26 protein-coding genes and 1 pseudogene are annotated in these 26,939 nt (G+C 67.1%); 12 read left to right on the top strand and 15 right to left on the bottom strand.

Features of this window, described 5'->3' with window-relative positions:
* Positions 1-33: 33 nt before the first annotated feature.
* The 3 genes from AC5P5S_RS01000 to AC5P5S_RS00990 all read right to left on the bottom strand — a co-directional run bounded on the left by AC5P5S_RS01000 (position 34) and on the right by AC5P5S_RS00990 (position 1,592).
* Positions 34-741 (bottom strand): YitT family protein, encoded by a 708-nt coding sequence (locus AC5P5S_RS01000; RefSeq protein ID WP_024956077.1) that lies wholly within the window; start codon positions 739-741, stop codon positions 34-36.
* Between the two features lie 92 nt (positions 742-833).
* Positions 834-1,283 (bottom strand): GNAT family N-acetyltransferase, encoded by a 450-nt coding sequence (locus AC5P5S_RS00995; protein WP_005408373.1) that lies wholly within the window; start codon positions 1,281-1,283, stop codon positions 834-836.
* A gap of 96 nt (positions 1,284-1,379) precedes the next feature.
* Complete coding sequence (locus AC5P5S_RS00990) at positions 1,380-1,592, bottom strand: DUF4287 domain-containing protein (protein WP_005408372.1); 213 nt, start codon at positions 1,590-1,592, stop codon at positions 1,380-1,382.
* A 328-nt stretch (positions 1,593-1,920) separates the two neighbouring features.
* On the opposite strand from AC5P5S_RS00990, the gene AC5P5S_RS00985 reads away from it, so the two are divergent.
* On the top strand, positions 1,921-2,820 hold the full coding sequence (locus tag AC5P5S_RS00985) for a LysR family transcriptional regulator (RefSeq protein ID WP_062606848.1): 900 nt from the start codon (positions 1,921-1,923) through the stop codon (positions 2,818-2,820).
* A gap of 47 nt (positions 2,821-2,867) precedes the next feature.
* Here the strand turns inward: AC5P5S_RS00985 and AC5P5S_RS00980 are convergent, their stop codons facing one another.
* From AC5P5S_RS00980 to AC5P5S_RS00970, 3 genes are all read right to left on the bottom strand, one after another.
* The gene (locus AC5P5S_RS00980) at positions 2,868-3,851 is read right to left on the bottom strand and encodes an aldo/keto reductase (protein WP_062606621.1); all 984 of its coding nucleotides are present in this window, start codon (positions 3,849-3,851) and stop codon (positions 2,868-2,870) included.
* Positions 3,852-4,058: 207 nt separating this feature from the next.
* Positions 4,059-5,201 carry a PilT/PilU family type 4a pilus ATPase gene (locus AC5P5S_RS00975; RefSeq protein WP_005408369.1) on the bottom strand — a complete coding sequence of 381 codons (1,143 nt, stop codon included), beginning with the start codon at positions 5,199-5,201 and terminating at the stop codon, positions 4,059-4,061.
* A gap of 100 nt (positions 5,202-5,301) precedes the next feature.
* Positions 5,302-6,339 carry a type IV pilus twitching motility protein PilT gene (locus AC5P5S_RS00970; RefSeq protein WP_004147099.1) on the bottom strand — a complete coding sequence of 346 codons (1,038 nt, stop codon included), beginning with the start codon at positions 6,337-6,339 and terminating at the stop codon, positions 5,302-5,304.
* 87 nt (positions 6,340-6,426) lie between these two features.
* Between AC5P5S_RS00970 and AC5P5S_RS00965 the strand changes: the two genes are divergently transcribed.
* Positions 6,427-7,104, top strand: a complete 678-nt coding sequence (locus AC5P5S_RS00965) for a YggS family pyridoxal phosphate-dependent enzyme (RefSeq protein ID WP_062606619.1) — start codon at positions 6,427-6,429, stop codon at positions 7,102-7,104.
* A gap of 18 nt (positions 7,105-7,122) precedes the next feature.
* Positions 7,123-7,944, top strand: coding sequence for a pyrroline-5-carboxylate reductase (gene proC, locus AC5P5S_RS00960; RefSeq protein ID WP_005408367.1), 822 nt, complete (start codon positions 7,123-7,125; stop codon positions 7,942-7,944).
* Between the two features lie 59 nt (positions 7,945-8,003).
* Here proC and AC5P5S_RS00955 read toward each other — a convergent pair whose 3' ends face one another.
* Positions 8,004-8,879: a LysR family transcriptional regulator gene (locus AC5P5S_RS00955; protein ID WP_062606617.1), complete on the bottom strand. Its 876-nt coding sequence runs from the start codon at positions 8,877-8,879 to the stop codon at positions 8,004-8,006.
* A gap of 71 nt (positions 8,880-8,950) precedes the next feature.
* Between AC5P5S_RS00955 and AC5P5S_RS00950 the strand changes: the two are divergent.
* Positions 8,951-9,580, top strand: a pseudogene (locus tag AC5P5S_RS00950) (short chain dehydrogenase); the annotation flags it as partial.
* Between the two features lie 72 nt (positions 9,581-9,652).
* Here the strand turns inward: AC5P5S_RS00950 and soxR are convergent.
* Positions 9,653-10,087, bottom strand: coding sequence for a redox-sensitive transcriptional activator SoxR (gene soxR, locus AC5P5S_RS00945; RefSeq protein WP_005412484.1), 435 nt, complete (start codon positions 10,085-10,087; stop codon positions 9,653-9,655).
* Between the two features lie 29 nt (positions 10,088-10,116).
* On the opposite strand from soxR, the gene AC5P5S_RS00940 reads away from it, so the two are divergent.
* Positions 10,117-11,538 carry an MFS transporter gene (locus AC5P5S_RS00940; RefSeq protein WP_062606613.1) on the top strand — a complete coding sequence of 474 codons (1,422 nt, stop codon included), beginning with the start codon at positions 10,117-10,119 and terminating at the stop codon, positions 11,536-11,538.
* Between the two features lie 88 nt (positions 11,539-11,626).
* On the opposite strand, the gene AC5P5S_RS00935 is transcribed toward AC5P5S_RS00940, so the two are convergent.
* Both AC5P5S_RS00935 and AC5P5S_RS00930 read right to left on the bottom strand, forming a co-directional pair.
* On the bottom strand, positions 11,627-13,648 hold the full coding sequence (locus AC5P5S_RS00935; protein ID WP_043033643.1) for an esterase/lipase family protein: 2,022 nt from the start codon (positions 13,646-13,648) through the stop codon (positions 11,627-11,629).
* Positions 13,648-14,622: an Lnb N-terminal periplasmic domain-containing protein gene (locus tag AC5P5S_RS00930; RefSeq protein WP_005408361.1), complete on the bottom strand. Its 975-nt coding sequence runs from the start codon at positions 14,620-14,622 to the stop codon at positions 13,648-13,650. The genes AC5P5S_RS00935 and AC5P5S_RS00930 overlap by 1 nt, the downstream gene beginning before the upstream one ends.
* Positions 14,623-14,793: 171 nt before the next feature.
* Here AC5P5S_RS00930 and AC5P5S_RS00925 point away from each other — a divergent pair, with 171 nt between their 5' ends.
* The gene (locus AC5P5S_RS00925; RefSeq protein ID WP_005408360.1) at positions 14,794-15,198 is read left to right on the top strand and encodes a GFA family protein; all 405 of its coding nucleotides are present in this window, start codon (positions 14,794-14,796) and stop codon (positions 15,196-15,198) included.
* A gap of 279 nt (positions 15,199-15,477) precedes the next feature.
* Here AC5P5S_RS00925 and AC5P5S_RS00920 read toward each other — a convergent pair whose 3' ends face one another.
* Positions 15,478-16,995: an MFS transporter gene (locus AC5P5S_RS00920; protein WP_049397184.1), complete on the bottom strand. Its 1,518-nt coding sequence runs from the start codon at positions 16,993-16,995 to the stop codon at positions 15,478-15,480.
* A 107-nt stretch (positions 16,996-17,102) separates the two neighbouring features.
* On the opposite strand from AC5P5S_RS00920, the gene AC5P5S_RS00915 reads away from it, so the two are divergent.
* Positions 17,103-18,038, top strand: coding sequence for a LysR family transcriptional regulator (locus AC5P5S_RS00915; protein WP_049397181.1), 936 nt, complete (start codon positions 17,103-17,105; stop codon positions 18,036-18,038).
* A 40-nt stretch (positions 18,039-18,078) separates the two neighbouring features.
* Here AC5P5S_RS00915 and AC5P5S_RS00910 read toward each other — a convergent pair whose 3' ends face one another.
* Positions 18,079-18,942 (bottom strand): DMT family transporter, encoded by an 864-nt coding sequence (locus AC5P5S_RS00910; RefSeq protein WP_012479324.1) that lies wholly within the window; start codon positions 18,940-18,942, stop codon positions 18,079-18,081.
* A gap of 133 nt (positions 18,943-19,075) precedes the next feature.
* Here AC5P5S_RS00910 and AC5P5S_RS00905 point away from each other — a divergent pair, with 133 nt between their 5' ends.
* On the top strand, positions 19,076-20,455 hold the full coding sequence (locus AC5P5S_RS00905; protein ID WP_062606611.1) for an aminotransferase-like domain-containing protein: 1,380 nt from the start codon (positions 19,076-19,078) through the stop codon (positions 20,453-20,455).
* On the opposite strand, the gene AC5P5S_RS00900 is transcribed toward AC5P5S_RS00905, so the two are convergent.
* Positions 20,394-21,338: a LysR substrate-binding domain-containing protein gene (locus AC5P5S_RS00900; RefSeq protein WP_062606609.1), complete on the bottom strand. Its 945-nt coding sequence runs from the start codon at positions 21,336-21,338 to the stop codon at positions 20,394-20,396. The two genes, AC5P5S_RS00905 and AC5P5S_RS00900, sit on opposite strands and share 62 nt — an antisense overlap.
* A gap of 115 nt (positions 21,339-21,453) precedes the next feature.
* Here AC5P5S_RS00900 and AC5P5S_RS00895 point away from each other — a divergent pair, with 115 nt between their 5' ends.
* Together AC5P5S_RS00895 and AC5P5S_RS00890 are read left to right on the top strand one after the other, a co-directional pair.
* Positions 21,454-22,152, top strand: a complete 699-nt coding sequence (locus AC5P5S_RS00895; RefSeq protein ID WP_060380287.1) for a glutathione S-transferase family protein — start codon at positions 21,454-21,456, stop codon at positions 22,150-22,152.
* Positions 22,153-22,239: 87 nt separating this feature from the next.
* Complete coding sequence (locus tag AC5P5S_RS00890) at positions 22,240-22,914, top strand: class I SAM-dependent methyltransferase (RefSeq protein ID WP_012479320.1); 675 nt, start codon at positions 22,240-22,242, stop codon at positions 22,912-22,914.
* A gap of 3 nt (positions 22,915-22,917) precedes the next feature.
* Here the strand turns inward: AC5P5S_RS00890 and smqnr are convergent, their stop codons facing one another.
* Positions 22,918-23,565: a SmQnr family pentapeptide repeat protein gene (smqnr, locus tag AC5P5S_RS00885; RefSeq protein ID WP_044569588.1), complete on the bottom strand. Its 648-nt coding sequence runs from the start codon at positions 23,563-23,565 to the stop codon at positions 22,918-22,920.
* A 157-nt stretch (positions 23,566-23,722) separates the two neighbouring features.
* Between smqnr and AC5P5S_RS00880 the strand changes: the two genes are divergently transcribed.
* Positions 23,723-24,499: a DeoR/GlpR family DNA-binding transcription regulator gene (locus tag AC5P5S_RS00880; protein WP_012479318.1), complete on the top strand. Its 777-nt coding sequence runs from the start codon at positions 23,723-23,725 to the stop codon at positions 24,497-24,499.
* 11 nt (positions 24,500-24,510) lie between these two features.
* Positions 24,511-25,644 (top strand): MFS transporter, encoded by a 1,134-nt coding sequence (locus tag AC5P5S_RS00875; RefSeq protein WP_049459421.1) that lies wholly within the window; start codon positions 24,511-24,513, stop codon positions 25,642-25,644.
* Positions 25,645-25,710: 66 nt separating this feature from the next.
* On the opposite strand, the gene AC5P5S_RS00870 is transcribed toward AC5P5S_RS00875, so the two are convergent.
* Complete coding sequence (locus AC5P5S_RS00870) at positions 25,711-26,877, bottom strand: RICIN domain-containing protein (protein WP_240791808.1); 1,167 nt, start codon at positions 26,875-26,877, stop codon at positions 25,711-25,713.
* Between the last annotated feature and the right edge of the window lie 62 nt (positions 26,878-26,939).

The following is a 26,939-nucleotide window of genomic DNA, read 5'->3' as shown; positions in this document are numbered from 1 at the left end:
TGCCGGCCGCTGGCCGGCAACCCCGTTGAACGGTCACACGCCCATGTAGCGGCCGGGGCGGTGGTTGAACATCAGCACCAGGCTGAGCACCACCGCGCCGATGGCCGAGTACAGCACCTTCGACGGCGACAACACGAAGAACGCGGCCACCATCAGGCAGGCGTCGTAGGACATCTGCACCTTGCCCGCGCTCCAGCCACGGGTGCGCTGCAGGTACACCGCCAGGATGCCGATGCCGCCGAGACTGGCACGGTGGCGGATGAAGAACAGGATGCCCAGGCCGGACAACGCACCGCCGACGATCGCCGAATACAGCGGGTTGATGTGCGAGAAGTCGATCCAGCGCGGCAGCAGGTCGGTCAACACGCCACAGGCGGTGACCGCAGCGAAGGTCTTCAGGGTGAATTCCCAACCCATGCGCCGCAGCGCCACCCAGTAGAACGGCAGGTTGACCAGCACGAACACCAGGCCGAAGTTCCAGCCCATCGAGTAGTGCAGCAGGAACGCCATGCCCGCCATGCCGCCGATCATCAGCCCGCCCTTGGCGAAGATGGCCAGGCCCAGCGAGGCCACCATCGTGGCCAGCACCATGCCCTGCACGTCCTCGGCGATCGAGTGGCGCAGCGCTTTTTCGTCGGCGGTGGTGCCGGCGCTGTCGGGCGGCGGGGTCAGCGGACCGGCGGTGACCAGGTGGCCGTCAGCGTCGTCGCACGGCGCGGGGCCATGGGAGGGAAGGGACATGCGGGTGGGGAACAGCAGGTGGGGAGCGGTATTAGACACGATCTGCATGACAGTTGCAGATGAAATCGTTCAGCCACCCTCGCCCATTCAGGTTATTCCGGGACTGCGATGGGCAGCACGGCCAGCATGTCCTCGCCATCGTCGTCCATCCCGGTCTCGACGAATCCGAAGCTGCCATAGAAGGCGCCGGCCACCGGATTGCGCGGGTTGTAGCAGATCTCGATCTCGGCCAGCCCGGGCGTGGCCCGGATCTGCGCCAGCGCCAGTTCCAGCGCACGTCGACCGATGCCACGGCCCTGCCAGCGTTGATCGACCATGAAGCGCCAGATCGACATCCGCTGCGGCGTCTCCGGCACCCACATGAAGAACCCGACCCACTCGCCATCGGCACGGATGGCGCGGGTCTGGTAGCCGGGATGGAATGCCGCCTGCACCAGCGACCAGGTATTGCTGGCCACGAAACCCTGCTGCGCCTCGCTGACCTCGAGATCGCACACCGCCTCGTAGTTGTCGGGAGTGATCGCTTCCAGCGTGACCTGCATGCGAGCGTCCTGCCTGGGGATGGACGCCCAGTCTGCCCGCCCCCTGCATCCCTTGGGACGATGCTGCCGACAACCGTTCAGCGCGGGGTTGCCTGCTCAACCCTTGCCGGCCAGGTGATGCGCCACCAGTGCGTTGGCATGGCCATGGCCCAGCCCATGCTCACTTTTCAGGAAGCTGACCAGTTCCATGTGTTTCAGGCCCTTCTTCCCCGCCAGCAGCCCGAACCAGTGCGTCACCGGCTGCCCGTAGGTCTTCTCGATGGAGGGGAAGTACGAGGCCGGGCCTTTCGGCTTGGTGTCAGTGCTCATGTGCAGCTCCCGTTGAAGTCATTCATTCGACGAACCACAGACGCAGAAATCGACATACCCACACGTCCGACCCAGTGCCGACCAACGGTCGGCACCCACCAAAGCAGAATGCCGTTCCAACAGCTCACGGGAAACTGTCGAAGGTGGGGTGGGTCCGGTTGAGGGGGCGTGAGCCGCATGGATGCGGCGACCGAGCCTACATGGAGGTATTTACGGCGTCCCCCTCAACCGGACCCACCCCGCCATCCCACGGAATGCACGCATCTGACGTTGACGTTGCCTTGGCTTGAAGCAGGTGCCGGGCGCAGCCCGGCCGTATCATCCCAGCATGCCCCGCGAAAACCTCAACGACCTGCAGGCCTTCGTCCACGTTGCCCGCGAGGGCAGCTTCACCAAGGCCGCCGCCCAGCTGGGCGTGTCCCAGTCCGCGCTCAGCCATGCCATGCGCGGCCTGGAACAGCGCCTGGGCGTGCGCCTGCTGACCCGCACCACCCGCAGCGTGTCCACCACCGAAGCCGGTGCTCGCCTGCTCGACACCCTGCGCCCGCGCCTGGCCGAGATCGAGGACGGACTGGCCGCGCTGGCCGAATACCGTGAACGCCCGGCCGGCACCATCCGCATCAATGCCACCGGCCATGCCGCCGAGTACATCGCGTGGCCACGGCTGGCGCCGCTGCTGCAGCAGTATCCGGATTTGAAGGTGGAACTGGCCGCCGACTATGGGCTGGCCGACATCGTGGCCGAGCGCTACGACATCGGCATCCGCCTCGGCGAACGCCTGGCCCGCGACATGGTCGCCGTGCCGATCAGCCCGCCGCTGCGCATGCGCGTGGTCGGTGCACCCGGCTACTTCCGCCAGCACGTGGTCCCACGCCATCCGGACGAGCTGGCAGACCACAACTGCGTGACCCTGCGCCTGCCCACGCATGGCGGGCTGATGCCGTGGGATTTCGGCCAGGACGGCAACGAACTGAGCGTGCGCGTGAGCGGCCAGTGGACCTTCAACACCATGGGCATGACCCACGCCGCTGCGCTGGCCGGCAGCGGACTGGCCTGGCTGCCGGAAGACCAGGTGCAGCCGATGCTGAACGATGGCCGCCTGCAGTCGGTACTGGACGACTGGTGCCCGCACTTCGATGGCTACTACGCGTACTACCCGTCGCGCCGCCACGTCACCGTGGCGATGCGCACGGTGCTGGACGCGCTGCGCGGGCCGATGGCTGGATGAGGTGTGCGGACCAACGGTCCGCACCCACCTCGGTCCGCACCCGGTGATCAGCCCTTGGCCTGGGCCGCACGCTGGGCGTTGTAGCGCTCACCGACGATCGACACTTCATCCAGCGCCTGCGCGATGCGCTGCAGTTCCTCCGGCGCCAGCTGCAGGTCAGCCGCGCCCAGGTTCTCTTCCAGGCGGTGGATCTTGGTGGTGCCCGGAATCGGCACGATCCACGGCGCCTGCGCCAGCAGCCAGGCCAGCGCCACCTGCGCCGGGGTCGCGCCACGTGCGGCAGCAATCGTGCTGATGCGATCCACCAGTGCCTGGTTGGCGCGGCGCGCCTCCACTTCGAAACGCGGCACGGTATTGCGGAAATCGTTGGCGTCGAAGGTGGTGTCGGCGTTGATCGCGCCGGTCAGGAAGCCACGGCCGAGCGGACTGAACGGCACGAAGCCGATGCCCAGTTCCTGCAGGGCCGGCAGCAGTTCGCGCTCCGGTTCACGCCACCACAGCGAATACTCGCTCTGCACGGCAGCCACCGGCTGCACCGCGTGCGCACGGCGCACGGTGGTGGCGCTGGCCTCGGACAGGCCGAAGTGGGCGACCTTGCCCTCGGCGATCAGGTCGCGCACGGTGCCGGCCACATCCTCGATGGGCACGTTCGGATCGACACGGTGCTGGTAGAACAGGTCGATATGGTCGGTGCGCAAACGCTTGAGGCTGGCTTCGGCCACCGCGCGGATGTTCTCGGGGCGGCTGTCCAGGCCGGTATCGGTCCGCGCATCCCTGAAGCCGAACTTGGTGGCGATCACCAGCTTGTCGCGGTAAGGCGCCAGGGCCTCGCCGAGCAGGTCTTCATTGGTGTACGGGCCGTACACTTCGGCGGTGTCGAAGAAGGTCACGCCGCGTTCAACGGCCGCGTGCAGCAGGGCGATGCCCTGGCTGCGCTCGACCGGCTGGCCATAGGCATGGGTCAGGCCCATGCAACCCAGGCCCAGGGCGGAAACCTTCAGGCCGCTGCGGCCGAGTTCACGTGTCTGCATCGTGGTGCTCCAGAGGGGGAACGCTGACGATACGCCTGCAGGGGCCGCCGATTGAATGGGCAGCATTGCAGTTGGTCATGACTGGAATTCATCAATCGCCAACGCGCCCGGTAGAGTCGACTGTTAGTCGACTGCTCTTTCACCGGCCGGGAAAATCCCGCGCTGCGCGCGAGCGTCGACTGACAGTCGACTCTACAGAGTCGCAGGTCACCGGATCTCGGAGATCTCCACGCCATCCAGGCCCTGTGACAGCGTGCGTGCGTCGCCGCCCTGGCTGAGCTTGATGCGCAGGCGCACTTCGTTCTGCGAATCGGCGTAACGCAGCGCGTCCTCGTAGCTGATCTCGCCGGCCTGGTACAGCTCGAACAGGCTCTGGTCGAAGGTCTTCATGCCCAGCTGGACCGAGTCCTTCATCACTTCCTTCAGCTTGTGGATCTCGCCGTCGCGGATGTAGTCCTGCACCAGCGGCGTGCCCAGCAGGATCTCCATCGCCACCTTGCGCGAGCGGCCATCGGGCGACGGCACCAGCTGCTGCGCGACCACGCCCTTGAGATTCAGCGACAGGTCCATCAGCAGCTGGTTGCGGCGGTCTTCCGGGAAGAAATTGACGATGCGGTCCATCGCCTGGTTGGCGTTGTTGGCATGCAGGGTGCACAGCACCAGGTGGCCGGTTTCGGCGAACGCGATGGCGTGGTCCATGCCTTCGCGGGTACGCACCTCGCCAATCATGATCACGTCCGGCGCCTGGCGCAGGGTGTTCTTCAGCGCGGCTTCCCAGCTGTCGGTATCGATGCCGACTTCGCGCTGGGTGATGATGCAGCCCTCGTGCTTGTGCACGAATTCAATCGGATCTTCGATGGTGATGATGTGGCCGGTCGAGTTCTGGTTGCGGTAACCGATCATCGCCGCCAGCGAGGTCGATTTACCGGTACCGGTGGCACCGACGAACAGGATGATGCCGCGCTTGGTCATCGCCAGCGTCTTGATGATCGGCGGCAGGCTCAGTTCTTCCACCGTCGGAATGCGCGTCTCGATGCGACGCAGCACCATGCCGACCTGGTTGCGCTGGTAGAAGCAGCTGACGCGGAAGCGGCCGACACCGGACAGGCCGATGGCGAAGTTGCATTCGTGGGTCTTCTCGAATTCCTCGCGCTGCGCCGGGGTCATCACGTTGAGGACCAGGTCGCGGCTCTGCTGCGGCGTGAGCGGGGTCTGCGTGATCGGCGAGATCTTGCCGTTGACCTTCATCGCCGGCGGCATGCCCGCAGTGATGAACAGGTCCGAGGCGCGCTGGTGCGCCATCAGCTTGAGGAACGAAGTGAAATCGATGGTGGTCGCGGTGGTGTTCACGGCAGGCTCCCGGAAAGCGGTTTACCAGGTAACGGTCGGTGGAGGAAACAACACGGGAACAGCAGCGCACTGGCGCACGCTGCCCCGTTACTGCCCCGCCTTACTCGAACAGGCGCTTGTCCTTGGCGTACTCACGGGCCTGGTTTCGGGTGATCAGGCTGCGCTTGACCAGGTCCTGCAGGTGCTGGTCCAGGGTCATCATGCCGTACTGCTGGCCAGTCTGGATGGCCGAGTACATCTGCGCCACCTTGTCCTCGCGGATCAGGTTGCGGATGGCCGGGGTGCCGACCATGATTTCCCACGCTGCGGTACGACCGCCGCCAACCTTCTTCAGCAGCGCCTGCGAAATGACCGCGCGCAACGACTCGGACAGCATCGAGCGCACCATCGGCTTTTCGCCGGCCGGGAACACGTCGATGATGCGGTCGATGGTCTTGGCCGCCGAACTGGTATGCAGGGTGCCGAACACCAGGTGGCCGGTTTCCGCTGCGGTCAGTGCCAGGCGGATGGTTTCCAGGTCACGAAGTTCGCCCACCAGAATGATGTCCGGGTCCTCACGCAGCGCCGAGCGCAGTGCTTCATTGAAGCCATGCGTGTCGCGGTGCACTTCGCGCTGGTTGATCAGGCACTTCTGCGAGGTATGCACGAATTCGATCGGATCCTCGACGGTGAGGATGTGGCCGTACTCGTTCTTGTTGATGTAGTCGATCATCGCCGCCAGCGTGGTCGACTTGCCCGAACCGGTCGGGCCGGTTACCAGGATCAGGCCCTGCGGCTGCTGGATCACTTCGCGGAACAGCGGCGGGCAGGCCAGGTCCTCGAGGGTGAGCACCTCGGACGGAATGGTACGGAACACCGCACCGGCACCGCGGTTCTGGTTGAACGCGTTCACTCGGAAGCGCGCCAGCGATGGAATCTCGAAGGAGAAGTCCACTTCGAGGAATTCCTCGTAATCGCGGCGCTGCTTGTCGGACATGATGTCGTACACCAGCGCATGGACCTGCTTGTGGTCCAGGGCTGGGATGTTGATCCGGCGAACGTCGCCGTCGACGCGGATCATCGGCGGCAGGCCTGCGGACAGGTGCAGGTCGGACGCTTTGTTCTTTACGGAAAACGCCAGCAGTTCGGCGATATCCATGAGCGGCTACTCCCCAATAACGGCTTCGACTGGAAGGATCTTTCCCCGGGCGGCAGTATAGCCTCCTGATTCAACGGAACGCGTTACGTGGCCACTCCCCTGCCCCAGATCCTGAGCAACCTGCATGCCGCCGCCGAGGCCGCTGGCAGGCCCGACCCACGCCTGCTGGCGGTGTCCAAGACCCAGCCGGCCGAGGCCGTGGCCGCGCTGGCCGCGCAGGGCCAGCACGCCTTCGGCGAGAACTACGTGCAGGAGGCACTGGCCAAGATGCAGGCGCTGCAGCACCTGGCGCTGGAATGGCACCTGATCGGCCACCTGCAGTCGAACAAGGCCGAGGCCGTGGCCAGCCATTTCGACTGGGTGCAGAGCGTGGACCGCCCCAAGCTGGTGACCGCGCTGGCACGCCATCGCCCGGCCTCGCGAGGCCCGCTGAACGTGCTGATCCAGGTCAACATCGACGACGAATCCAGCAAGCACGGCTGTGCGCCGGAAGAAGTGGATGCACTGGCCGCAGCGATTGCCGCCGAACCCACCCTGCGCCTGCGCGGACTGATGGCGATTCCCGCGCCATGGCCCGAAGCCGAGCGCCGTCGGGATGCATTCGTGCGCATGCGCACACTTTTCCAGTTGCTGGCTGCCCAGCACGCGCAGATCGACACGCTGTCGATGGGCATGAGCAGCGACTACGCCGAAGCCATCGCCGAGGGCGCCACCCTGGTGCGCATCGGCACCGCCCTGTTCGGCGCGCGCCCGCGCCCGGCCTGATATTTCAAGGAGATTTCCATGGCAGCTGATTCCATCACCTTCATCGGCGGCGGCAACATGGCGCGCAGCCTGATCGCCGGCCTGATCCGCCAGGGCGTGCCGGCCGCGCACATCCACGTCGCCGAACCGGTGGCCGAACTGCGCCAGGCGCTGGCCGCCGACTTCGGCGTGCAGGTGCATGACAACGCGAGCGATGCCGCCGCGCAGGGTGGCACCTGGCTGCTGGCGGTGAAGCCGCAGGTGCTGCGCGAGGTCTGCCAGTCTCTGCAGGCGCTGGCACAGGCGAGCCGACCGCTGGTGGTGTCGATTGCCGCCGGCATCACCAGTGCGCAGCTGCAGCGTTGGCTGGGGGGCGACCTGGCAGTGGTGCGCGCGATGCCGAACACCCCTGCCCTGCTCGGCGCAGGTGTGACCGGCCTGTTCGCCACACCGTCGGTGGACACGCAGCAGCACGCGCGGGCCGAGCAGGTGCTGGCCAGTGCCGGGCGCACGGTGTGGATCGACAGCGAGGGGCTGATGGATTCAGTGACTGCCGTTTCCGGCAGCGGCCCGGCCTATGTGTTCCTGCTGGCCGAAGCGATGGAAGCGGCGGGTATTGCCCAGGGCCTGCCGGCCGACGCCGCGCGCACGCTGGTGGTGCAGACCCTGCTGGGTGCCTCGCGCATGCTGGATGAGGCTGGTGAAAGCCCGGCGGAACTGCGCCGCCGCGTGACCTCGCCCAACGGCACCACCCAGGCCGCGATCGAGAGCTTCCAGGCCGGAGGCTTCGAGGCCCTGGTGGATACGGCACTGCGCGCCGCGCAGGTGCGTGGGCAGGAACTGTCTGCGGCGAATGATTGATCCCGATGTGTGCCGACCAATGGTCGGCACCTACCATCATCCACGCATGGCGTGGATGCTCATTGCGCCAACGTGGTCATGACGAAATCGACGAAGCACTGCAACCGCGGGCGCGGCCTGCGGTCGGGCAGGTAGATCAGGTGCATCGGCCGCGGTTCGGGCAGGTAGTCGCGCAGCAGCGGCTTCAACCGCCCGGCTGCAATCTCCCCGGCCAGCAGTGCGGTCGGCTGCAGCACCAGCCCTGCTCCGGCCACCGCGGCTTCGCGCAGTGCAACACCATCATTGCAGGTCAGGCGCGCTTCCCAGTCCACCTGTTCACCGTTGGCCAGCTGCCAGCCGTGGCCACCGCGCCAGGCCAGATGGCTCAGGCAGTCATGCCCTTCCAGATCGGCGGGCGTACGCGGCGTGCCGCGCCGGCGCAGGTAGGACGGCGCCGCGCACAGGCTCATCGCATACGGTGGCAGCGGCCGCGCCACCACCTCCTGCGACGGCAGCGGCCCGACCCGGATCGCCACGTCGAAGCCGTCCTCGATCAGATCCACACGGCGGTTGCTCAGATCCAGTTCAACGTTCAACTGCGGCTGCGCTCGCAGCAGGCCGGCCAGTTGTGGCGCCAGCACGCAGCTGCCCCAGGTGGTGGGTGCGCTGACCCGCAGCAGCCCGCGCGGTTGCACCTGCAGGCCGGCCACGTCGGCCTCGGCCTGCTGCACCTGCTCCAGCACCTGCCGGCACCCGGCCAGGTAGGCGCTGCCGGCTTCGGTCAGGCGCTGACGGCGGGTGTTCCGTTGCAGCACCGCGGTGCCCAGGTGCGCCTCCAGCTGCTGGATGTACTTGCCGACCATCACCGCCGAGACCTGCAACTGTTCAGCGGCCCCTGCAAAGCTGCCGCACTCGGCTACCGCGACGAAAGCCTGCATGCAGCGAAGGGTATCCATTGCTAATCCGGAGTTAGGAATCTGCAAAGCATACGCCGCTTACCTAACCCCGCTGTGACGGCGCAGACTGCGTTCACTCCCTCACGCAAGGAACGGCCATGAAGATCCTCCTCGTTGGTGCCAGCGGCACCCTCGGCCAGGCAGTCGCCCGCCAGCTCGGCCAACAGCATCAGATTCTCGCCGCCGGCCGCAGCAGCGGCGAACTGCGGGTGGACCTGACCGACGACGCCAGCGTCGCCGAACTGTTCTCGCGTACCGGTCCGGTTGATGCGGTGATTTCCACCGCCGGCAAGCTGCACTTCGGTCCGCTGCAGGACATGACGCCGGCGCAGTTCAACCTCGGCCTGCAGGACAAGCTGCTGGGCCAGGTGCGGCTGGCACTGGCGGCGCAGCACCATCTCAACGCCGGCGGCTCGATCACCCTGACCAGCGGCATCGTCAGTGCACAGCCGATCCGCGATGGCGTCAACGCCACCTCGGTGAATGCCGCGCTGGAAGGCTTCGTGCGTGCCGCCGCGTTGGAACTGCTGCCGCGTGGCCTGCGCATCAACGTGGTCAGCCCGAACGTGCTGATCGAATCGATGGCGGCCTACGGACCCTACTTCCCGGGCTTTGAAGCGGTGAGCGCGCAGCGCGCGGCGCTGGCCTTCCAGCGTGCAGTGGAAGGCATCCAGAGCGGCGAGACGATCACGGTCTGGTAAGAAAGAAGGGACGGAGGGGATCAAGTCGTCAATGCACAAACGACATAATCCCCTCCGTCCCCTTTTCGCGGTTCACTCCCAGCGCATCGGGCCGTCGCCGCGTTCGCCAAGCACATCCCCCGGGTTGGCCAGGCGGCAGCGCTGCAGCGACAGGCAGCCGCAGCCGATACAGCCGGTGAGCTCATCGCGCAGCAGTTGCAGCATGTGGATGCGTTCTTCCAGCTCGGTGCGCCAGCGCGCGGACAGCCTGGCCCAGTCGGCCTTGGTCGGGGCGCGCCCCTCGGGCAGGCTTTCGAAGGCACGGCCGACCGCTTCCAGCGGCATGCCCACGCGCTGCGCAACGCGGATCACGGCCAGCCGGCGCAGCACGTCGCGGCTGTAGCGGCGCTGGTTGCCCGAGGTGCGCAGGCTGCTGATCAGCCCCTTGCGCTCGTAGAAATGCAGCGCGGAAACCGCCACGCCACTGCGCTGGGCGACTTCGCCCACGCTCAGTTCCTGGGACACCATTGCTTGACCTCAACTGCTGTTGAGGTGTCATGCTGCTATCTTCGCCGCCGGTTGACAAGCGCGGCCCGCATCTGACCCGTATGACCCCGACCCTCTCTCCCGCCGCCGCCCATCTGCCGGCTGACACCTCGATCCTGTCCGCACGCTATCGCGCTACCACCCTCGGCATGGTCGCGCTGGTCGCGCTGCACGCCTTCGAGGCATTGGCCGTTGCGGCCGCGATGCCCACCGTGGCCGAGGCGCTGGATGGCCTGCGCCTGTACGCACTGGCCTTCGGCGGTACCCTGGCCACCAGCGTGATCGGCATGACCCTGGCCGGGCGCTGGGCCGATCACCATGGTCCGGCACGGCCGCTCTGGTACGGATTGGCCTGCTTCGTGCTGGGCCTGTTGCTGGCCGGCTTCGCGATGCGCATGGGCATGCTGGTGGCGGGACGCCTGCTGCAGGGCCTGGGTGCGGGTGCGATCTCGGTCTCGCTGTACGTGATGGTCGGCCGCAGCTACCCGGAGCACCTGCGGCCGAAGGTGTTCGCCGCCTTCTCGGCCGGCTGGGTGGTGCCTTCGATGGTCGGCCCGGCGTTGAGCGGCCTGATCGTGCAGCACCTGGGCTGGCGCTGGGTGTTCCTGGCGGTGCCATTGCTGGCGGTTCCGGCAGGCCTGCTGCTGCGCCCCGCGCTGGCACGCATGCAGCCCAGTCCCCCCAGCACCGCCGACGATGGACGCGGCAAGGTGGTGCGCTGGGCCAGCGGCGCCTCGCTGGCCGCGTTGCTGCTGTACTTCGGCGGTCAGCAACCGGGCCTGCCTGCCCTGCTCTGCATCGGTGTGGCGGTGCTGGCGCTGCTGTTCTGCGTACATCGACTGCTTCCGCCCGGAACACTGATCCTGCGCCGTGGCCTGCCCAGCGTAATCGCGCTGCGTGGCATCGCGGCAGCCGCCTTCTTCGCCTGCGAGGCCTACCTGCCACTGCTGCTGCAGCGCGAACGTGGCCTTTCGCCTAGCTGGGCCGGTGCCGTACTCAGTCTCGGTGCGCTGGGCTGGTTCGCCGGCTCGTGGCTGCAGGGCCACCAGCAGCGTGGCTGGTCACGCCAGCAGCTGCTGCGCGCCGGCACGATGATGATGACGGCCGGCATCGCCGCCACGCTGGCCGTGCTGTTCAACGGCATGCCACTGCCGGTGTCGCTGCTCGGCTGGGCCGTGACCGGCTTCGGCATGGGCATGATCTACGCCAGCCTGTCGGTGTTGACGCTGTCGTTGTCGGCGCCGCGGGAGCAAGGTGCCAACACCTCGGCACTGCAGCTGAGCGAGGCCCTGTCGGTGACCACCGCGCTGGCGGTCTCCGGCGCATTGTTCGCGTTGTTCGTGGAAAGCACCCCGCACACCGGCTACCTGCTGTGCCTGGCCATCACCTTCGGCCTTGCGCTGTTGGCCACGGTGATCGCGCGACGGGTGTAGCGCCGCCGCGCATCGCGGTAGTGCCGGCCGCTGGCCGGCAACCTCACGAACGCCGGAATGTCCAGATGATGACGGCCAGGGACCGGCATTACCGCGTACCGGCCCCCACATCATCGATGTCCCGATGCAGGATGCGCCGCACTTCCAGCACCGCCTGCGGGGTCTCCTGCACGCTGTGGCCGGAAATGATCACCTTCTCCGACAACGCACCCGGCAGGTGCGCACTCCAGTACGGCACCAGTCCGTCATCGGATTTGTCCACCGGCAGTTCCGGTTTGCGCTGGGCGATGATCGAGTGGTACTTCAGGCCCGCTTCGATCGGCAGCTGTGCAGCGGCCTTCACGAACGGATCGCTGGCCTTGAGGTTGTCGATGCTGTTCGGGATCTTCGGCTTGGCCGTGCCATCGACCTGCTGTTCGGCCTGCGCCAGTGCCAGGAACACATCCTCGAACTTGCCGAGGATGGTCAGCGGCAGGCGCACCAGGCGACCGATCAGGCGCCCGACCTTGTTGCCGGCAATGTCGGTGCCCTGGTGTGGCGCGGCGATGAAGATCGCGCGCTCCACGTTCGGCTGCGCCTTGAAATGCAGCAGCGGCCCCAGCTTGTTCTGCACCCGCTTCAGGCGCTCGCCCTTCAGGTCGTAGTTGGCCAGCAGGTCATTCCACAGTACGTCGCCCGAGTCACTGACCAGCAGGCGCGCCAGCACGCCGCCCATGCTGTGGCCGATGTAGACCATGTCCTTCGATGCATGCGTGCTGCCGTTGGGATCGAAGTGCTTCAGCGTGTCGTTGAATGCATTGGCGATCTCGTAGCGGTTCAACGCGATCGGCGCATTGGTCGGGTAGTAGACCTGCCACACCTGGAACTGCTGGCGCAGCTCGGGGTCGCCCATGATCTCGTTGGCCAGGTTCACCCAGGCTTCCGGGCTGCTGGCCAGGCCGTGCAGCATGAAGATGATGCGACGATTCGGGTCCCACGGCTGCATCAGGTAGATGTGCGGTTCGCCGATGCCCTCGCTCATGCCGAACAGGGTGCGCAGCGATTGCCGGGCGAAACCGCTCTGCGCCAGCCACAGGCCATAGGCGGCGGTGAAGTTGCCGGCCAGCGGCACCTGCTCGCCATGCAGGGTGATGCGCTCGGTGGCTTCGGGCGAATAAGCGTCCAGCTCGACCCGGCGCGTGCGCATCACATCGTCCAGGTTGCTGCCCTCGAAACGCAGCAGTGCGGTGACGTTGATCGAGGACATCTCGCTGAACTCGGGCACCGAGTCGTCATGGCGATGACGGCGGCCACGGCGTGCGTCGTCCTCATCCTCCTGCGGCGCCTCGGCCTTGGGGCCCTCGGGTGCGATCACCGGTGCAACCAGCTTCGGCGGGTCCATCACCATCACCAGCTCAGCACCGAAGCCATCACGGCGATAGGTACTGCGCAGGCCGACGAAGCTGACCGTGCCGGCCGGCACCAGCTGCGCGGGAATGCTCTTCAGGTTCAGCTGCTGGTAATTGGAGGCCAGCGACCAGCTGCCGACCGTGAGCGGCTTCGTGTAATCCTCGCCGGCCAGCGCAGCGGCGCGTGCGCGCACGAACAGCACCACTGCCGCCTTCTCGGCGGCGTAGTTGTAGTAGTCGCGCACCTGCGTCTGCCGATCCTCGAAGGCACGGTCGGACGGCGAGCGGCCGCTGTAGAACAGGTACGCATAGGCGTAACGCGCGGCTTCCAACCAGGCATCCAATGCCGCATCGCTCATCGGCGGATCGCCGGCAGCCGTCTTCTTCGGCGTCATCGCCAGCGCGGCCTTCACCCACAGTTCGGACAGCGCCGACAACCGCTGCTCGACATTGAGGTCGTCGGTCATCAGCAGCGTGCTGCGGCAGACCAGGAAGTCCTTTTCGCACTGCGACTCGTCCAGGCCTGCCGCGCTGAGCGTCTCGCGCGCGGCCGGGCTGAGCTTGCCCGTGTTGAGCACGTCGGCACGCTTGTTGACCAGCGAATCGCTGGACTTGACCTGCTTGACGGTAACCATCGCGCAACCGCTGCTACCCAGCAGGAGGAAGGCAGCGAACAACACCGGCAGCAGGCGCTGCCAGCGGCGTGGGAGGAATCGGGTCATTACTGCGGGTCCTGCTCGGTGCCGGGCACGCCCTGGCGGATTACGGTGGAGAAATGGTCGCCGCTGCCCAGGTCCAGCGCGCGCTGGGTGATGCGGCCCTTGTCATGCAGCTCGGCGTACGGCACACCTGGAGCGAGCGCGCCGACCTCCTGCGCGTACTCGGCCAGGTAACCGGACAGCAGCAGGCGGTAATCCAGCGGCAGGCGCGGTGCGATGTGCCGGGCCAGGTCGAAGACGATGGTGGTGCAGTTGCTGGTCAGCGTGTTGTAGAAGCCGGGCTTGGCGTCCAGTTCGCGGGCCTGCGCGATGTACGCTGCGAACAGCTCCTTCAGCTGCGCACGGTCCATGCCATGCAGGCGGTAGAGATAGACGTCCTCGCCGCGCGCGTTGGTGCGGGTGCGGATGATGTCGGTCTCCTCCGAAGCTACCAGGGTCATCTCGAACTTGCGGAAGAAGCCACCCAGCGCCGAGAACGATTCACCGCGCTCCTTGCGGATCTCCAGCGAGAACACCACGTGGCGACCGTCCTCGAAACCAAACGAGATCAGGGTGTGGGCGATGGCCGGGCCCATCCAGTACGACAGCACCAGATCGGCCGAGCGCAACTGGTCCAGGTCGTACTCGCGGCGCACCCAGCGGGCGTCGTAGTCGGTTTCGCTGCGCCAGGTGAAATCACGCACGTTGTCCAGCACGACGTGGCGGCCATCGAAAGACACCACGTGCAGGCGCTGGGCCACGTCATCGGCCCACACGCGGTCCTGGCGCGGGGTCAGCAGCAGCCACCACAGGCCGGCCAGCGCCAGCGATGCACCGAACGCCAGGCCCAGGCGGCGCGAGGCACGGCCCCGCGCGACCCGCCACGACACCCACAGCGCTACCAGCAGCCACAGCCCGGCGACGCCGGTAGCCAGCCAGCCCGGCCCCGGCAACTGATAGGCCAGCAGCCCGGTCACCCACAGCGCCAGCAGCGCCATGGCACTTCCTGTCATCCATCGTCCTGCGGCTTTCACTGGCATCCTGTCGCGGTCCTGAAGCCGCATAGTTAGCCACAAGCGGGTTCACCGTGGCATCTACGGCCCGTTCAGGCACATCGGCGCACCGTCTGCGGCGGCCCCCGCGGCCAGACGGATCACACAGGAGCAATGATGGGCATCACTTCCGTGGCCGGCGTTCCGGTCCAACCCCAGCACCGCGCAACCTGCCACTGCGGCACCGTCGAGCTGCTGCTGGACCTGCCGGACGGCATCGTCGATCCCCGCCGCTGCGACTGCTCGATGTGCCGGCGCCGGGGTGCCATCGCCGCCAGCGTCCCCCGCCAGGGCCTGCAGGTGCTGCGCGGGCAGAACCATCTGCGGATGTACCAGTTCAACACCCATGTGGCCGAGCACTACTTCTGTGGCGTGTGCGGCATCTACACCCATCACCGGCGCCGCTCCAACCCCGACCAGTACGGCTACAACGTGGCCTGCCTGGAAGGCATCGACCCGTTCGCGTTGGGGGTGATCCCGGTCAGCGATGGGGTCAACCACCCATCAGACCGCACCGGCTAGTGGCGCGTGCGCCGCGGCGGGGTGGCCACCTTCTGCCAGGGCGCCATGCCGCTGCGCCCCGCCCGCGCCGGGCGTTTCAGCCAGGGCCGGCGCGGCGGTGCCGGTGGCGCATCCGCGGCCGGGGGAGGAAGCGGTCGACGGCCAGGCCAGAGATGATCGAGCAGCCACATGGCAGGTCTCCGTGGGGGACGGGGACGACCAAGCCTAGGCCCGGGTGGGCATAGGCAGCGTGAGAAGGACACGACAACGGGATGACGGCGAAGGCGGGCGATGAGCCAGCTACGCAGTACGCCCGACCAACGCGTCTTTACGTTTCCGCAGCAACAGGTGCAACAACGCAGCACATGCGGCGGTCAGCAGCGCCAGTACACGCAGCAGTGTTGCCAGCGCCTCACTACTGGCGTGCTGCAGCCGCATGCGACTCATCGCCGGTAGCAGTGCCTGCGCCTGTTCCCGCGCCCCCGTGGCCAGATAGGCACCGGCACGCGCCAGCGATGCCGGCGACGCGCCCTGCAGCTGATGGCCGATCAGCAGCGCAAGCAAGGCAGTGACTGCGGCCAATGCGATGCCCTCACCGGCTACACGCACGGTCCCGAAGATGCCGGCGGCCATGCCCGCACGCTGTACCGGCACCACGCTGACCGACAGCCCATCCATCAAGCCCCACGGCAAGGCCGTCCCTGCACCGACCAGCATCAGCCACGGCACCCACTGCGAAGGCGACGGCTGCGATGCATGGCGCGACAACAGGTACAGGCCAGAGGCACAGACCAGCAGTCCCAGCGTGCACAGCCGCGCACTTCCCACGCGCTCCGCCCAGCGCGCAGCCAGCATCGGCAGCACCAGCATCGGCGCGGACAGGGCCAGCATCTGCAGCCCCACCAGGGTCGCGCTCTGTCCGTGCACTCCCAGCAGCTGCAGAGGCAATACCACCAGCAGCACCACGTAGCCGAAGCAGGTTGCGACCGGCAGCAGCTGGACACCGAGGAACGCCGGTTGCGAGAACAACGAGAGGTCCAGCAGGGGTGAGCGGTGCAGTCGTTCGATGCAGATGAACGCTGCGCCCAGCAGCAGCGTCGCCAACAGCGCCAGTTGCACGCGCACGGTATGCAGGCCGAACTCGCCCAGCCACAGCAGGGCCAGGGTAAACGCTGCCAGCATCAGGCTGAAGCCCAGCATGCCGCCGACATCCAGCCGCCCGCGTTCACCGTGGCTTTCGGGCAACACGCGCGCGCCCAGTACGAAGGCGGCCAATGTCAGCACGCCGCCGACGGCGAACACACTGCGCCATCCCAATGCCTGCAGCAGCAGACCCGCAAGCAGCGGCCCCAGCGCCAACCCCGCACCAAATGTGGCGCCCAGCAGAGCGAAGACACGGCCACGCATCGGCCCCTGCCAGGCATGCGCGAGCGCAGCCGTGCCCGATGCCAACGCCGCTGCGGCGGCAACGCCCTGCAACCCACGCGCCAGATCCAGCGAGGGTAGCGTGGGAGCAAGGCAGACGGCGATCGTGGCAATGGTGAAGCCTGCTGTGCCCAGCAGGAACAACCGCCGCCGGCCATAGCGGTCGGCCAGGCCACCGGCAGCGAGCAGCAGGCTGCCGAAGGTGAGCATGAAGGCGTTGGTCACCCAGGCCAGCACGCTCGGCGACGACGCCACGGAACGGGCCAGCGCGGGCACCGCGACCGCACCGGCCGAGAAGGACAACGGCAACGCCAGTGCGGCCAGGCAGACGGCAAGCAGGGTCCAGCGCTGCTGCGTCTGGACAGGTACAGGGAGCATCGAAACCGGGGCCATGCGGGCCTCCATCCATCAGGGGCATTGATGATGGACGGGCCGCTATCCCTGAAAAACAGGCCCGATGGACGTTGATTGCGTCCCACTGTTCCGTAATCATGCCCCGCATGGACTCCATTTCTGCCCTGCTCGCCTTCGTCCGCACCGCGGAGGCCGGCAGCATCGTTGGTGCTGCGCGTGCACTTGGCCTGTCCGCGTCGGCGGTCGGCAAGCGCATCGCCCGCCTTGAACAGGAGCTCGGCACCCGGCTGTTCCAACGCACCACTCGCCGCGTGCATCTCACCGACGAAGGCGAACTGCTGCTGCAGCGCTGCCGGCGTGCACTGGACGAGCTTTCCGAAGCACAGGCGGACCTGGCGCAGCGACAGCACGCCCCCAGCGGGCTGCTGCGCATCGGCCTGCCCACCATCGGGTACCGCTTCCTGCTGCCGGTGCTGCCCGGCTTCCAGCAACGCTATCCGCAGGTGCAGCTGGAACTGGACTTCAACGACCGCATCGTCGATGTGGTCAGCGAAGGCCTGGACGCGGTGATACGCAGTGGTGAACTGGCCGATTCCAGCCTGACCGCACGGCGACTGGGCGGCTTTCGTTTCATCCTCTGTGCGGCGCCGGGCTATCTGCAGGTGCATGGAACGCCCGGCGATGTGGGCGAGCTGCGCCTGCATACCGCGCTGCGCTTTCGTTACCCCACCACGGGAAAGCTGCATCCCTGGCAGCTGCCGGGCATCGAAGGCGATGCCGGAGCGCGCCTTCCCACGGCGATGACCTGCAACAACATGGAGGCCGTGCTGGCCGCTGCGATCGGTTGCATGGGCCTGGCCTGGATGCCTGACTTCCTCGCTGCTGACGCGCTGGCCGATGGCCGCCTGCAACGGGTACTGCCTGCGCTGCCCACGCACCAGGGGCAGTTCTCGCTGCTATGGCCCGGTGGGCGCCATCCCAGTGCACGCCTGCGGGTATTCATCGACTATGCCGTTGCGCATCTGTTCCAGGGCGCCCCGGAAAAGGGGACGGAGGGGATTAAGTCGTTTCAGGCACAGTAGGACCGATTACGACTTAATCCCCTCCGTCCCCTTTTTTCGTTCAGCGACTGAAGCGGCGCGCGCCGGCCACGCAGATCACCGCGACCACGGTCACCAGCACCATGCTGAGGCTGACCGATTCGTGCAGCAGCAGCGCGGCCAGGGCCAGGCCGAAGAACGGTTGCAGCAATTGCAACTGGCCGACGGCGGCGATGCCGCCCTGCGCCAGCCCGCGGTACCAGAACAGGAAGCCGATCAGCATGCTGAACACTGCCACATAGCCCAGCGCCCACCACGCCGAGGCACCAACCGCAGTGAACGAGGCCGGGCGCATCAGCACCGTCAGCGGCAGCATCACCGGCAAGGCCAGCAGCAACGCCCAACTGATCACCTGCCAACCGCCGAGATGACGGGCCAGCCGACCACCTTCGGCATAGCCCAGCCCGCACACCACGATCGCCGCCAGCATCAGCAGGTCGGCCTGCAACGATGCCTCGATGCCGTTGCGCACCGCATAGCCGACCACGCAGGCACTGCCCAGCAACGAAAACAGCCAGAACGCCGGTCGCGGCCGTTCACCACCGAGCAGCACGCCGAACACCGCAGTGCTCAACGGCAACAGGCCAAGAAACACGATGGTGTGCGCCGACGATGCGTGACGCAGCGCGAGTGCGGTCAACAGCGGAAAGCCGACCACCACCCCGAGGCTGACCACTATCAGCCCGGGCAGGTCATTGCGCCGCGGCCGCGGCTGGCGCAGCAGAAGGAGCAGGCCAAGGCCGAGCACGGCGGCAATGGTGGCGCGCGCGGCAGTGACGAATCCGGCATCCAGCTGCAGCACCGCCAGGCGGGTGGCCGGCAGGGAGCCGGCGAAGATCACCACACCGATGAAGCCATTGATCCAACCGCTCGCCGACCGTTCCACGCCTGTACTCCTGAAGGTGCCGGACGATGCCCGGCTGGACCTGCATGGAAGCATCCGGCGCGGGAAGACCCCAGCTACAATCCAGTACAGTCGCAAGTAACTGTACTGCCCACACTTCCACTACGGTTCCACCATGCCGCGCCCGCTTACCCGCATCGAATCGGTCATCCAGACCGTCCGCACCCGCATCAGTGCACGGGTGGATGGCCCCGGCTCCCGCCTGCCTTCGGTTCGTGCGCAGGCTGCGACGATGGGGGTTTCGGTCTCCACCGTGGTCGAAGCCTACGAGCGCCTGGCGGCCGAAGGCCTGATCAGTGCGCGCGCAGGCTCGGGCTTCTACGTCAGTGGCCCGGCCGCACCGCTGGCGCTGGCCGAACTGGAGCCACGGCTGGATCGCGCGGTGGATCCGCTGTGGGTATCACGGCAATCGCTGGAAACGCCCGCGGGCGACCTCAAGCCAGGGTGCGGCTGGATGCCCAGTGACTGGCTGTATCACGATGGCGTGCGCCGCGGCCTGCGCCGGCTGGCGCGTGCCGATGCCATGCAACTGGTGGACTACGCCGCCCCGCTCGGGCTGCCCGCGTTGCGCCAGCTGCTGCAAAGGCGCAGCGCCACGCTTGGCATCGATGCACCGGTGGAGCAGATCCTGCTGACCGAATCCGGTACGCACGCGGTCGATCTGCTCTGCCGTTTCCTGCTCAAGCCCGGCGACTGCGTGCTGGTCGATGACCCGAGCTACTTCAATTACCACGCGCTGCTGAAGGCGCACCAGGTGCAGGCCATCGGCGTGCCGTACACGCACAGCGGCCCGGACCTGGAGGCGTTCGCGCAGGCCCTGCAGGCACATTCGCCGCGGCTGTACATCACCAATTCCGGATTGCACAACCCGACCGGCGCGGTGCTTTCCGCGAGCACCGCACACCGCCTGCTGGGCCTGGCCGAACGCAGCGAACTGATCATCATCGAGGATGACATCTTCGCCGACTTCGAACTGCAGCCGGCACCGCGGCTGGCAGCGCTCGATGGACTGTCACGGGTGATCCACGTCGGCAGTTTCTCCAAGACGCTGTCGGCAGCCTCGCGCTGCGGCTACATCGCTGCGCGCCACGATTGGATAGAGGCATTGACCGACCTGAAGCTGGCGACCAGTTTCGGCGGTGGCCATCTGGCCGCGCAGTTGATGCACATCGCGCTGACCGACAGCGGTTACCGCCGCCACATGCAGTCGATACGTTCGCGCCTGGCCGATGCACGCCGGCACACACTGCGGAAGCTGCAGATGCTGGGCATCACGCCGTGGCTGCAGCCGGAAGCCGGCCTGTTCCTGTGGTGCCAGCTGCCCGATGGCCGCGACGCCGCCACACTGGCGCGGCAATGCCTGCGCGAAGGCATCGTGCTGGCGCCGGGCAACGCGTTCAGTCAGTCGCAGCGCGCGGCCGACTATGTACGTTTCAACGTTTCGCAGTGCCAGGACCCGAGGATCTGGCAGGTGCTGGCGCGCGCGCTGCGTTGAGCTGGTAATGCGCGACCAGCGCATCCACCACCACGCGCACGCCCGGCAACTGGCCGCGACGATGCGGCAGCAACACGCTGGTGGTGACTTCGCCGGCATGCCACGCCGGCAGCACCTGCTGCAGGCGGCCGGCGGCGATGGCCGCAGCACACAGGCTGTGTGGCAGTACGGTGATGCCAAGACCCGCTTCTGCCGCCGCGATCAGCAGCTGCGATTCATTGCCGACCAGCGCCACCTGCGGCTCCACCTGCACGGTGCGGGCGTCGGCGCCGTGCAGCGTCCAGCGCGTTGCATGGCGCGCGGTCAGCAGGCCGGCATGCGCGCGTAGCTGTTCGGGCGTGTCCACTGCCGGCGCGGCTGCCAGATAACCAGGGGACGCCACCAGCACGATGCGTTCGCTACCGAGCATGCGCTGCACCAACCCGGAATCCGGCAGCGGACCGAAGTGGCTGCGCAGGGCGATGTCGATGCCTTCCTGCGCCAGGTCGATGAAACGATCACTCACTTCAACTTCGATGCGCAGCCGTGGATAGCGGCGGGCCAGTACAGGCAGGCACGCGGCGAGCTCGCCCTGCACCACCGGAATCGAAGCACTGATTCGCACGGTGCCGCTGGGTTCGGCCTGGCGGTCGCGGACAATGGCCTCGGCGGCCTCGACCTCGGACAACGCTGCGCGTGCGCGCTCGAAGAACTCCTGACCGACCTCGGTCAATGCGAAGCGGCGCGAACTGCGCTGCAGCAGCCGCACCTGGAGCTGTTCTTCCAGCAGCGCCACGCGCTTGCTCAGGGTCGAGCGCGGCAGGCCCAGATGGCGCCCGCCTGCAGCGAACCCGCCCTGCTCCACCGCGGTCACGAACAGGGCTAGATCGTTGAGGTTGAGCATGCGCAACGTCCACAGATGTGGACTTCAGGATGCCATTCAAGCGGCTTCCTGGGCAATGTCCACGCAGGCACGCTTTCCTCACCCGCCGCATCGCGGCTTGAACCGGAAACCTGCCATGACCCCGATCCTCTTCTACGGCGTGCCCTCGGGCTGCTCGTTCGGCTCCATCGTCGCCCTGGAATGGCTGCGCCAGCCGTATCACCTGTGCCGCATCGACATGCCCGGCCAGGTGCAGGGCGAAGACTACCGCCGCCTCAATCCGCTGGGTGAAACCCCGACCCTGCGCACCGCGCAGGGCGAGCTGCTCAGCGAGAGCCTGGCCATCCTCAACCATCTGGCCGCGAAGGGCATCGCGCAGGGGCTGGGCTTCGCACAGGGCACGCCCGGCTTCGATCGCCTCAACCACCGGCTGGCCTATCTCAACACCAGCTTCTTCGGTGCCTACGCGCCGCTCTGGCATGCGCTGGAACACGCCGGGGGCGATGACGGCGAGGCGCTGCGTGCCTATGGCACCACCAAGGTGCGCCACGCCCACCAGGCGCTGGAGCAGATGATCGGCACAGGCCCGTGGCTGCTGGGCGAACAGCGCAGCTTCGCCGATGCGTACTTCGCCGGCATCGCGCGCTGGAACGACTATCACCAGGTGGTCGATCGTCGCGAGTTCCCCAGGGTGCAGCAGCTGTTCGAGCGCCTGCAGGACGACGCCGGCGTGCAGTTCGCCCACGCCATCGAAGCGCAGCAGCCGGCAACCAGCAGCGGTGGCTTCCTCGGCGAGGTGCGGCTGGAAGACGTGCTTGAGGCAGCAGCGGCCTGAGCCCTGTCCTGCCCGTGTGGCAGCGGCGAGCAATGCCTCTTGCGCGCCGCGCTACAGTGGTATGTCCCCCGCCGCAGGAATCCGCGCATGTCCACGTTCTCCGTTCCGCAGGCGGTGGCCCGCTATGCCGAAGCGCCGCTGCGCCAGGTGCCCGGTTTCCTCGCGTTGCAGCAGATGAGCCGCCTGCTGCTGGCCGAACGCGTTCCCGCGCAGGGCCGTGTGCTGGTGCTGGGCGCCGGTGGCGGGCTGGAGCTGAAGGCTTTTGCCGAGGCGCAGCCGGGCTGGCAGCTGCTGGGCGTGGATCCGGCCGCGCCGATGCTGGCCCTGGCCGAGCAGACACTGGGTCCGCTGATGCCGCGCGTGCAACTGCTGGAAGGCTACATCGACGATGCGCCCGATCTGCGCTTCGATGGGGCCAGCTGCCTGCTGACCCTGCACTTCCTCGATGCCGGGCAGCGCCTGCACACGTTGCGCGAGCTGCACCGGCGCCTGCAGCCCGGCGCGCCGCTGGTTGTGGCCCACCATAGCGTGCCGCAGGAACCGGCCGGCAAGCTGCGCTGGTTGCAGCGCTACGCAGCGTTCGCCGAAGCCTCGGGCGTTGCCCACGCCGATGCACAGCGCGCGATCGAGGCCATCGCCGAGCGGCTGCCGCTGCTGGCCCCCGAACAGGAAGTGGCGCTGCTGCAGGAGGCCGGCTTCGACGGCGTGGAGCTGTTCTACGCAGGCTTCAGCTTCAAGGGCTGGGTGGCGTACGCCGGGTGATGCCTACGGCACCACGGTGATGCCGATGCGCTGCATCAACAGCGCCACCTGCTGCACGTCCAGCGTGGCACCACGCAGGTTGGTGCTGCGCAGGTCCAGCTCACCCAGCTCCGAGTTGGTCAGGTCGCAGTCGGTGAAGTTGGCGCTGTTCCAGTCGATGCCCTCGAACTGGCCGCCGGACAGGTCCGAGCCGGCGAAGCTGGCGCCACTCACATTCGCGCCATCCCATCGGTTTTCCCACAGCTCGCACTTTTCCAGCGTTACCCGCGAGAAATTGGCATAGCGCAGGTTCGACTTCTTGATGAACGCGCTGCAGAACCAGCTGCGCGTGGTGATCTGGTTCATGAAGCTGGCGTTGCTGAAATCCGCGCCCTGCGCACGGCACTCGCTGATCTCCAGGCCCAGCGCCTTGATGAAATTGAAATGGCACATGCTGATATCGCAGCTGCGGAAACTGGCTTCCTTCAGCGTGGCGCCATTGAAGCGGCAGCCGGCGCGGCTGTCGGCATCGTAGAAACTGCAGTTGATGAACTCGGTGCCGGTCAGGTCCGCACCGGAGAAATCGCACTCGTGGAACTGCTGGTCGACCACTTTCTGGCCGGTGTACTGGTCCGCGCCGATGCGCAGCTTGCGGTGAACGGTGGGAGACATCAGGGATTCCATGCCAAGTGCCCCGCCATGATGCCGGGCCGCGAGGCCGATCCATAGACCCCGGGGCGGGCGGGTTCACCGGCAGTCCAGCCGCCCTGTGCCCTCCCGACCAATGCATGTTGTTGCATGATTATGCACGAACGTGCAGACTTGCGGCATGAGCGCCGACCCCAGCCCCCTACCCGCCCAGCGCACCCGGCAGATCCTCGAGGAGCTGCGCCAGCAGGGCCGCGTGGTCGCCGCCGAACTGGCGCGCCGTTATGCCGTCTCCGAAGATTCGATCCGCCGCGACCTGCGCGAGCTCGCCGCCCAGGGCCTGTGCCAGCGCGTCTACGGCGGCGCCGTGCTGCCGCCGCCCAAGGAACGGCCGCTGCGCGAGCGCCTGACCCGCGACCGCGGCGACAAGGCCGAGCTGGCCGCCCGCGTCTGCGCGCTGCTGCAACCCGGCCAGGTGGTACTGCTCGATGCCGGTTCGACCAATCTGGCGATCGCCCAGCAGCTGCCGGCCGCTCTCGGGCTGACGGTGATCACCAATGCCCCGCAGATCGCCACCGCCGCCAGCATGCTCGAAGGCACTTCAGTGCAGCTGATCGGCGGGCGCCTGGCCAGCGGTGGCGGTGCGGTCGGTGCCGAGGCGTTGGCCCAGGTGCAGCGCCTGCGTGCCGACGTGTACCTGCCCGGCCCCTGCGCGGTGGACGGCGACACCGGTGTGTGGGCAATGGATTCGGAAGAGGCCACGCTGAAGCGTGCGATGGTGGCCTGCAGCAGCCGCGTCATCGTCGCCGCCACCACTGAAAAGCTCGGTGCCCGCGGCAACTGGCAGATCGCCAGCCTGGACGAGATCGACGACCTGGTGCTGACCACCACCGCACCGCCCGCCTTGGCGGCTCGCTTCCACGCCGCCGGTATCGCGGTGCACCCCACGCCTCCCTGACCGTACTGCTCATGTCCCTTGCCAACCGCGCGCGTGCCGAACAGCACGCGACCCGCGCTGCGTTCTTCATTCCCGGCTTCGCCACCGCGTTGTGGGCCACCCTGGTGCCATTCGCCAAAGCGCGCACCGGGATCAATGACGCCACGCTGGGGCTGGTGCTGCTCTGCCTCGGTGCCGGCTCGCTGCTGGCGATGCCCTTGTCCGGCGTGCTGGCCGCACGCCTCGGTTGCCGCCGGGTGATGGTGGCCAGCAGCCTGCTGATCTGCCTGACCGTGCCCGGCCTGGCCCTGGCGGGTTCGGCCTGGACGCTGGGCGTGGTGCTGTTCGTGTTCGGTGCGGCCGTGGGCGCGATGGACTGCACGATGAACGTGCAGGCCGTCATCGTCGAGCGCGAAGCACGGCGGGTGATGATGTCTGGCTTCCATGCTTTCTTCAGCATTGGCGGCTTCCTCGGCGCGGCCACCATGACCGTGCTGCTGTCCGCACAGTTGCCGCCCTTGGCATCGGTGCTGATCGGTGTCGGCACCATGCTGCTGGTGACGCTGTTGTCGGCGACCTACTGGCACAGCGAACGCATGCCGCACGACACACCGATGCTGGCCCTGCCGCATGGCATCGTGCTGTTCATCGGCGTGCTGGCGTTCGTCGCCTTCCTCGGCGAAGGTGCGATGCTCGACTGGAGCGCGGTGTTCCTCAGCGATGTACGTCGCGTCGATGCCAGCCTCGCCGGCGTCGGCTATGTGACCTTCACCCTGACCATGACGGTCGCGCGCCTGTTCGGCGATGCACTGGTGGCACGCGTGGGCCGCCAGCGCGCGATCGTGTTCGGCGCGCTGCTCGCCGCTGCCGGCGTGCTGGTGCTGACCCTGGTCACGCCGTGGCAGGCATCATTGGCGGGCTATGTGCTGGTCGGCCTCGGTTGCGCCAACATCGCGCCCGCGCTGTTCTCGCTGGCCGGCCACCAGACCCGCATGCCCGGCGCGCTGGCCATCACCGCCGTTTCCACGCTGGGCTTTGCCGGCATCCTTGCCGGACCGGCGTTGATCGGCTTTGCCGCCAATCATTTCGGTCTGATTGCTGCGTTCATCGGTGTGGCCACGGCCTTGTTGCTGGTGGCCGTGTCCACACGTTGGCTGCGGGTGTGACGCCTGTACGGAACCGCGCGCCCGAAGGCACGCGGTTCCAGAGCATGACATCAGCCCTGGCTCTCCTCAGTAGGAGGAGAACTGCCAGCGCTGGTTGTCGCCACCATGGCACATCCACATGTGCACCTTGGAGCCATTGGTGTTGCCCAGGCCAGGATCATCCAGGCACATGTTGGTCTGCGGATTGCGGATCTCGCCGACCAGGCGCCACGACTGGTGCGCACCGCCGTTGCAGGACCACATGCGGATCGCATTGCCGTCATGGCTTGCGCCGTCGGCTGCCTCCAGGCACTTCCCGCCCAGCCCGCGGATCGATCCATCCGAACCCAGTTCGAAGCGCTGCTGCGGTACACCCGTACAGTCCCACAGCTGTACGCGGGTGCCATCTGCCGTGTTGGCGCCTTCCACATCCAGGCACTTGCCGCCGACACCGACGATCGAGCCGTTGGCCGGATTGAACTCCCACTTCTGGTTGGCAGTCTGTGCGTTGCTGTAAAGCTGGATCTTGGTGCCGTTGGCGCTGGAGGCGCCGATGGCGTCGAGCACCTTATCGCCCACGCCGACGATGGAGGTATTGGTGAACTTCCATGACTGGTTCCAATCACCGTGCGCGTCATACAGCTGGATCCGGCTTCCATTACTGGTGCCGTAACCTACGATATCGAGTACGCGGTTGCTGGGCACACCGGTGATGGTCGACGTGTTGGGCTTCACCGTCCACAACTGCTGCGGCGTGCCCGGCGTGCAGTCCCACACTTGGATGGCGGTACCCGGACCGGTGTTGGCGCCTTCGGCGTCGAGGCACTTGTTGCCTGCGCCGCGGATCTCACCAAAGGTTGGAATGTTGCGCAGGTTGATCGGCGCCGACACCGAACCTTGCGAGAACTGGCCATCGCCGCTGAAGGTGGCGGTGATCGATGCGGTGGTGAAGCCGGCGGGCACGGTGTAGTTCACCGCAACCTTGGCGGGGCTGCCATAGGCATAGCGATGCGTACAGAACTGGACATCGCGTGTTGCCGCATAGCAAGCCTGGTCAAGCTGGGAAACGAGACCTGCCATTGGTGTATTGGTCGTGCTGACCTGCACTTTACCCACCGCTTGGCCATTCACCTTGAATTCGACGAAGCCACCGATCTGCTCATTGCCCGGGATGTGATACAGCCCCAGCGCCTGGCCATCGACCTGCGCAGAAAGCTGGATCACCTGCCCCGGCGCCGGAAGGGCATTGGACACGGAAGCCGTGGTGGTGGTCGGGAGGTTGTAGAGACGCGGGAACGATTTGGCCTGCGCGCCCG

The organism is Stenotrophomonas sp. YJH_SMC_54, from assembly GCF_059368435.1.
This window is presented reverse-complemented; position numbering and strand designations above follow the sequence as displayed.

What these genes read in the sequence shown, in the direction of transcription:
- AC5P5S_RS00890 (WP_012479320.1), top strand. Translation starts at nt 22,240, where the DNA reads ATGTCCACGTTCTCCGTTCCGCAGGCGGTGGCCCGCTATGCCGAAGCG.
- AC5P5S_RS00930 (WP_005408361.1), bottom strand. Translation starts at nt 14,622, where the DNA reads ATGGCGCTGCTGGCGCTGTGGGTGACCGGGCTGCTGGCCTATCAGTTG.
- proC (WP_005408367.1), top strand. Translation starts at nt 7,123, where the DNA reads ATGGCAGCTGATTCCATCACCTTCATCGGCGGCGGCAACATGGCGCGC.
- AC5P5S_RS00985 (WP_062606848.1), top strand. Translation starts at nt 1,921, where the DNA reads ATGCCCCGCGAAAACCTCAACGACCTGCAGGCCTTCGTCCACGTTGCC.
- AC5P5S_RS00920 (WP_049397184.1), bottom strand. Translation starts at nt 16,995, where the DNA reads ATGGCCCCGGTTTCGATGCTCCCTGTACCTGTCCAGACGCAGCAGCGC.
- AC5P5S_RS00990 (WP_005408372.1), bottom strand. Translation starts at nt 1,592, where the DNA reads ATGAGCACTGACACCAAGCCGAAAGGCCCGGCCTCGTACTTCCCCTCC.
- AC5P5S_RS00940 (WP_062606613.1), top strand. Translation starts at nt 10,117, where the DNA reads ATGCTGCTATCTTCGCCGCCGGTTGACAAGCGCGGCCCGCATCTGACC.
- AC5P5S_RS00925 (WP_005408360.1), top strand. Translation starts at nt 14,794, where the DNA reads ATGGGCATCACTTCCGTGGCCGGCGTTCCGGTCCAACCCCAGCACCGC.
- soxR (WP_005412484.1), bottom strand. Translation starts at nt 10,087, where the DNA reads ATGGTGTCCCAGGAACTGAGCGTGGGCGAAGTCGCCCAGCGCAGTGGC.
- AC5P5S_RS00905 (WP_062606611.1), top strand. Translation starts at nt 19,076, where the DNA reads ATGCCGCGCCCGCTTACCCGCATCGAATCGGTCATCCAGACCGTCCGC.
- AC5P5S_RS00880 (WP_012479318.1), top strand. Translation starts at nt 23,723, where the DNA reads ATGAGCGCCGACCCCAGCCCCCTACCCGCCCAGCGCACCCGGCAGATC.
- AC5P5S_RS00915 (WP_049397181.1), top strand. Translation starts at nt 17,103, where the DNA reads ATGGACTCCATTTCTGCCCTGCTCGCCTTCGTCCGCACCGCGGAGGCC.
- AC5P5S_RS00955 (WP_062606617.1), bottom strand. Translation starts at nt 8,879, where the DNA reads ATGGATACCCTTCGCTGCATGCAGGCTTTCGTCGCGGTAGCCGAGTGC.
- AC5P5S_RS00875 (WP_049459421.1), top strand. Translation starts at nt 24,511, where the DNA reads ATGTCCCTTGCCAACCGCGCGCGTGCCGAACAGCACGCGACCCGCGCT.
- AC5P5S_RS00895 (WP_060380287.1), top strand. Translation starts at nt 21,454, where the DNA reads ATGACCCCGATCCTCTTCTACGGCGTGCCCTCGGGCTGCTCGTTCGGC.
- smqnr (WP_044569588.1), bottom strand. Translation starts at nt 23,565, where the DNA reads ATGTCTCCCACCGTTCACCGCAAGCTGCGCATCGGCGCGGACCAGTAC.
- AC5P5S_RS00995 (WP_005408373.1), bottom strand. Translation starts at nt 1,283, where the DNA reads ATGCAGGTCACGCTGGAAGCGATCACTCCCGACAACTACGAGGCGGTG.
- AC5P5S_RS00980 (WP_062606621.1), bottom strand. Translation starts at nt 3,851, where the DNA reads ATGCAGACACGTGAACTCGGCCGCAGCGGCCTGAAGGTTTCCGCCCTG.
- AC5P5S_RS00935 (WP_043033643.1), bottom strand. Translation starts at nt 13,648, where the DNA reads ATGACCCGATTCCTCCCACGCCGCTGGCAGCGCCTGCTGCCGGTGTTG.
- AC5P5S_RS01000 (WP_024956077.1), bottom strand. Translation starts at nt 741, where the DNA reads ATGTCCCTTCCCTCCCATGGCCCCGCGCCGTGCGACGACGCTGACGGC.
- AC5P5S_RS00900 (WP_062606609.1), bottom strand. Translation starts at nt 21,338, where the DNA reads ATGCTCAACCTCAACGATCTAGCCCTGTTCGTGACCGCGGTGGAGCAG.
- AC5P5S_RS00970 (WP_004147099.1), bottom strand. Translation starts at nt 6,339, where the DNA reads ATGGATATCGCCGAACTGCTGGCGTTTTCCGTAAAGAACAAAGCGTCC.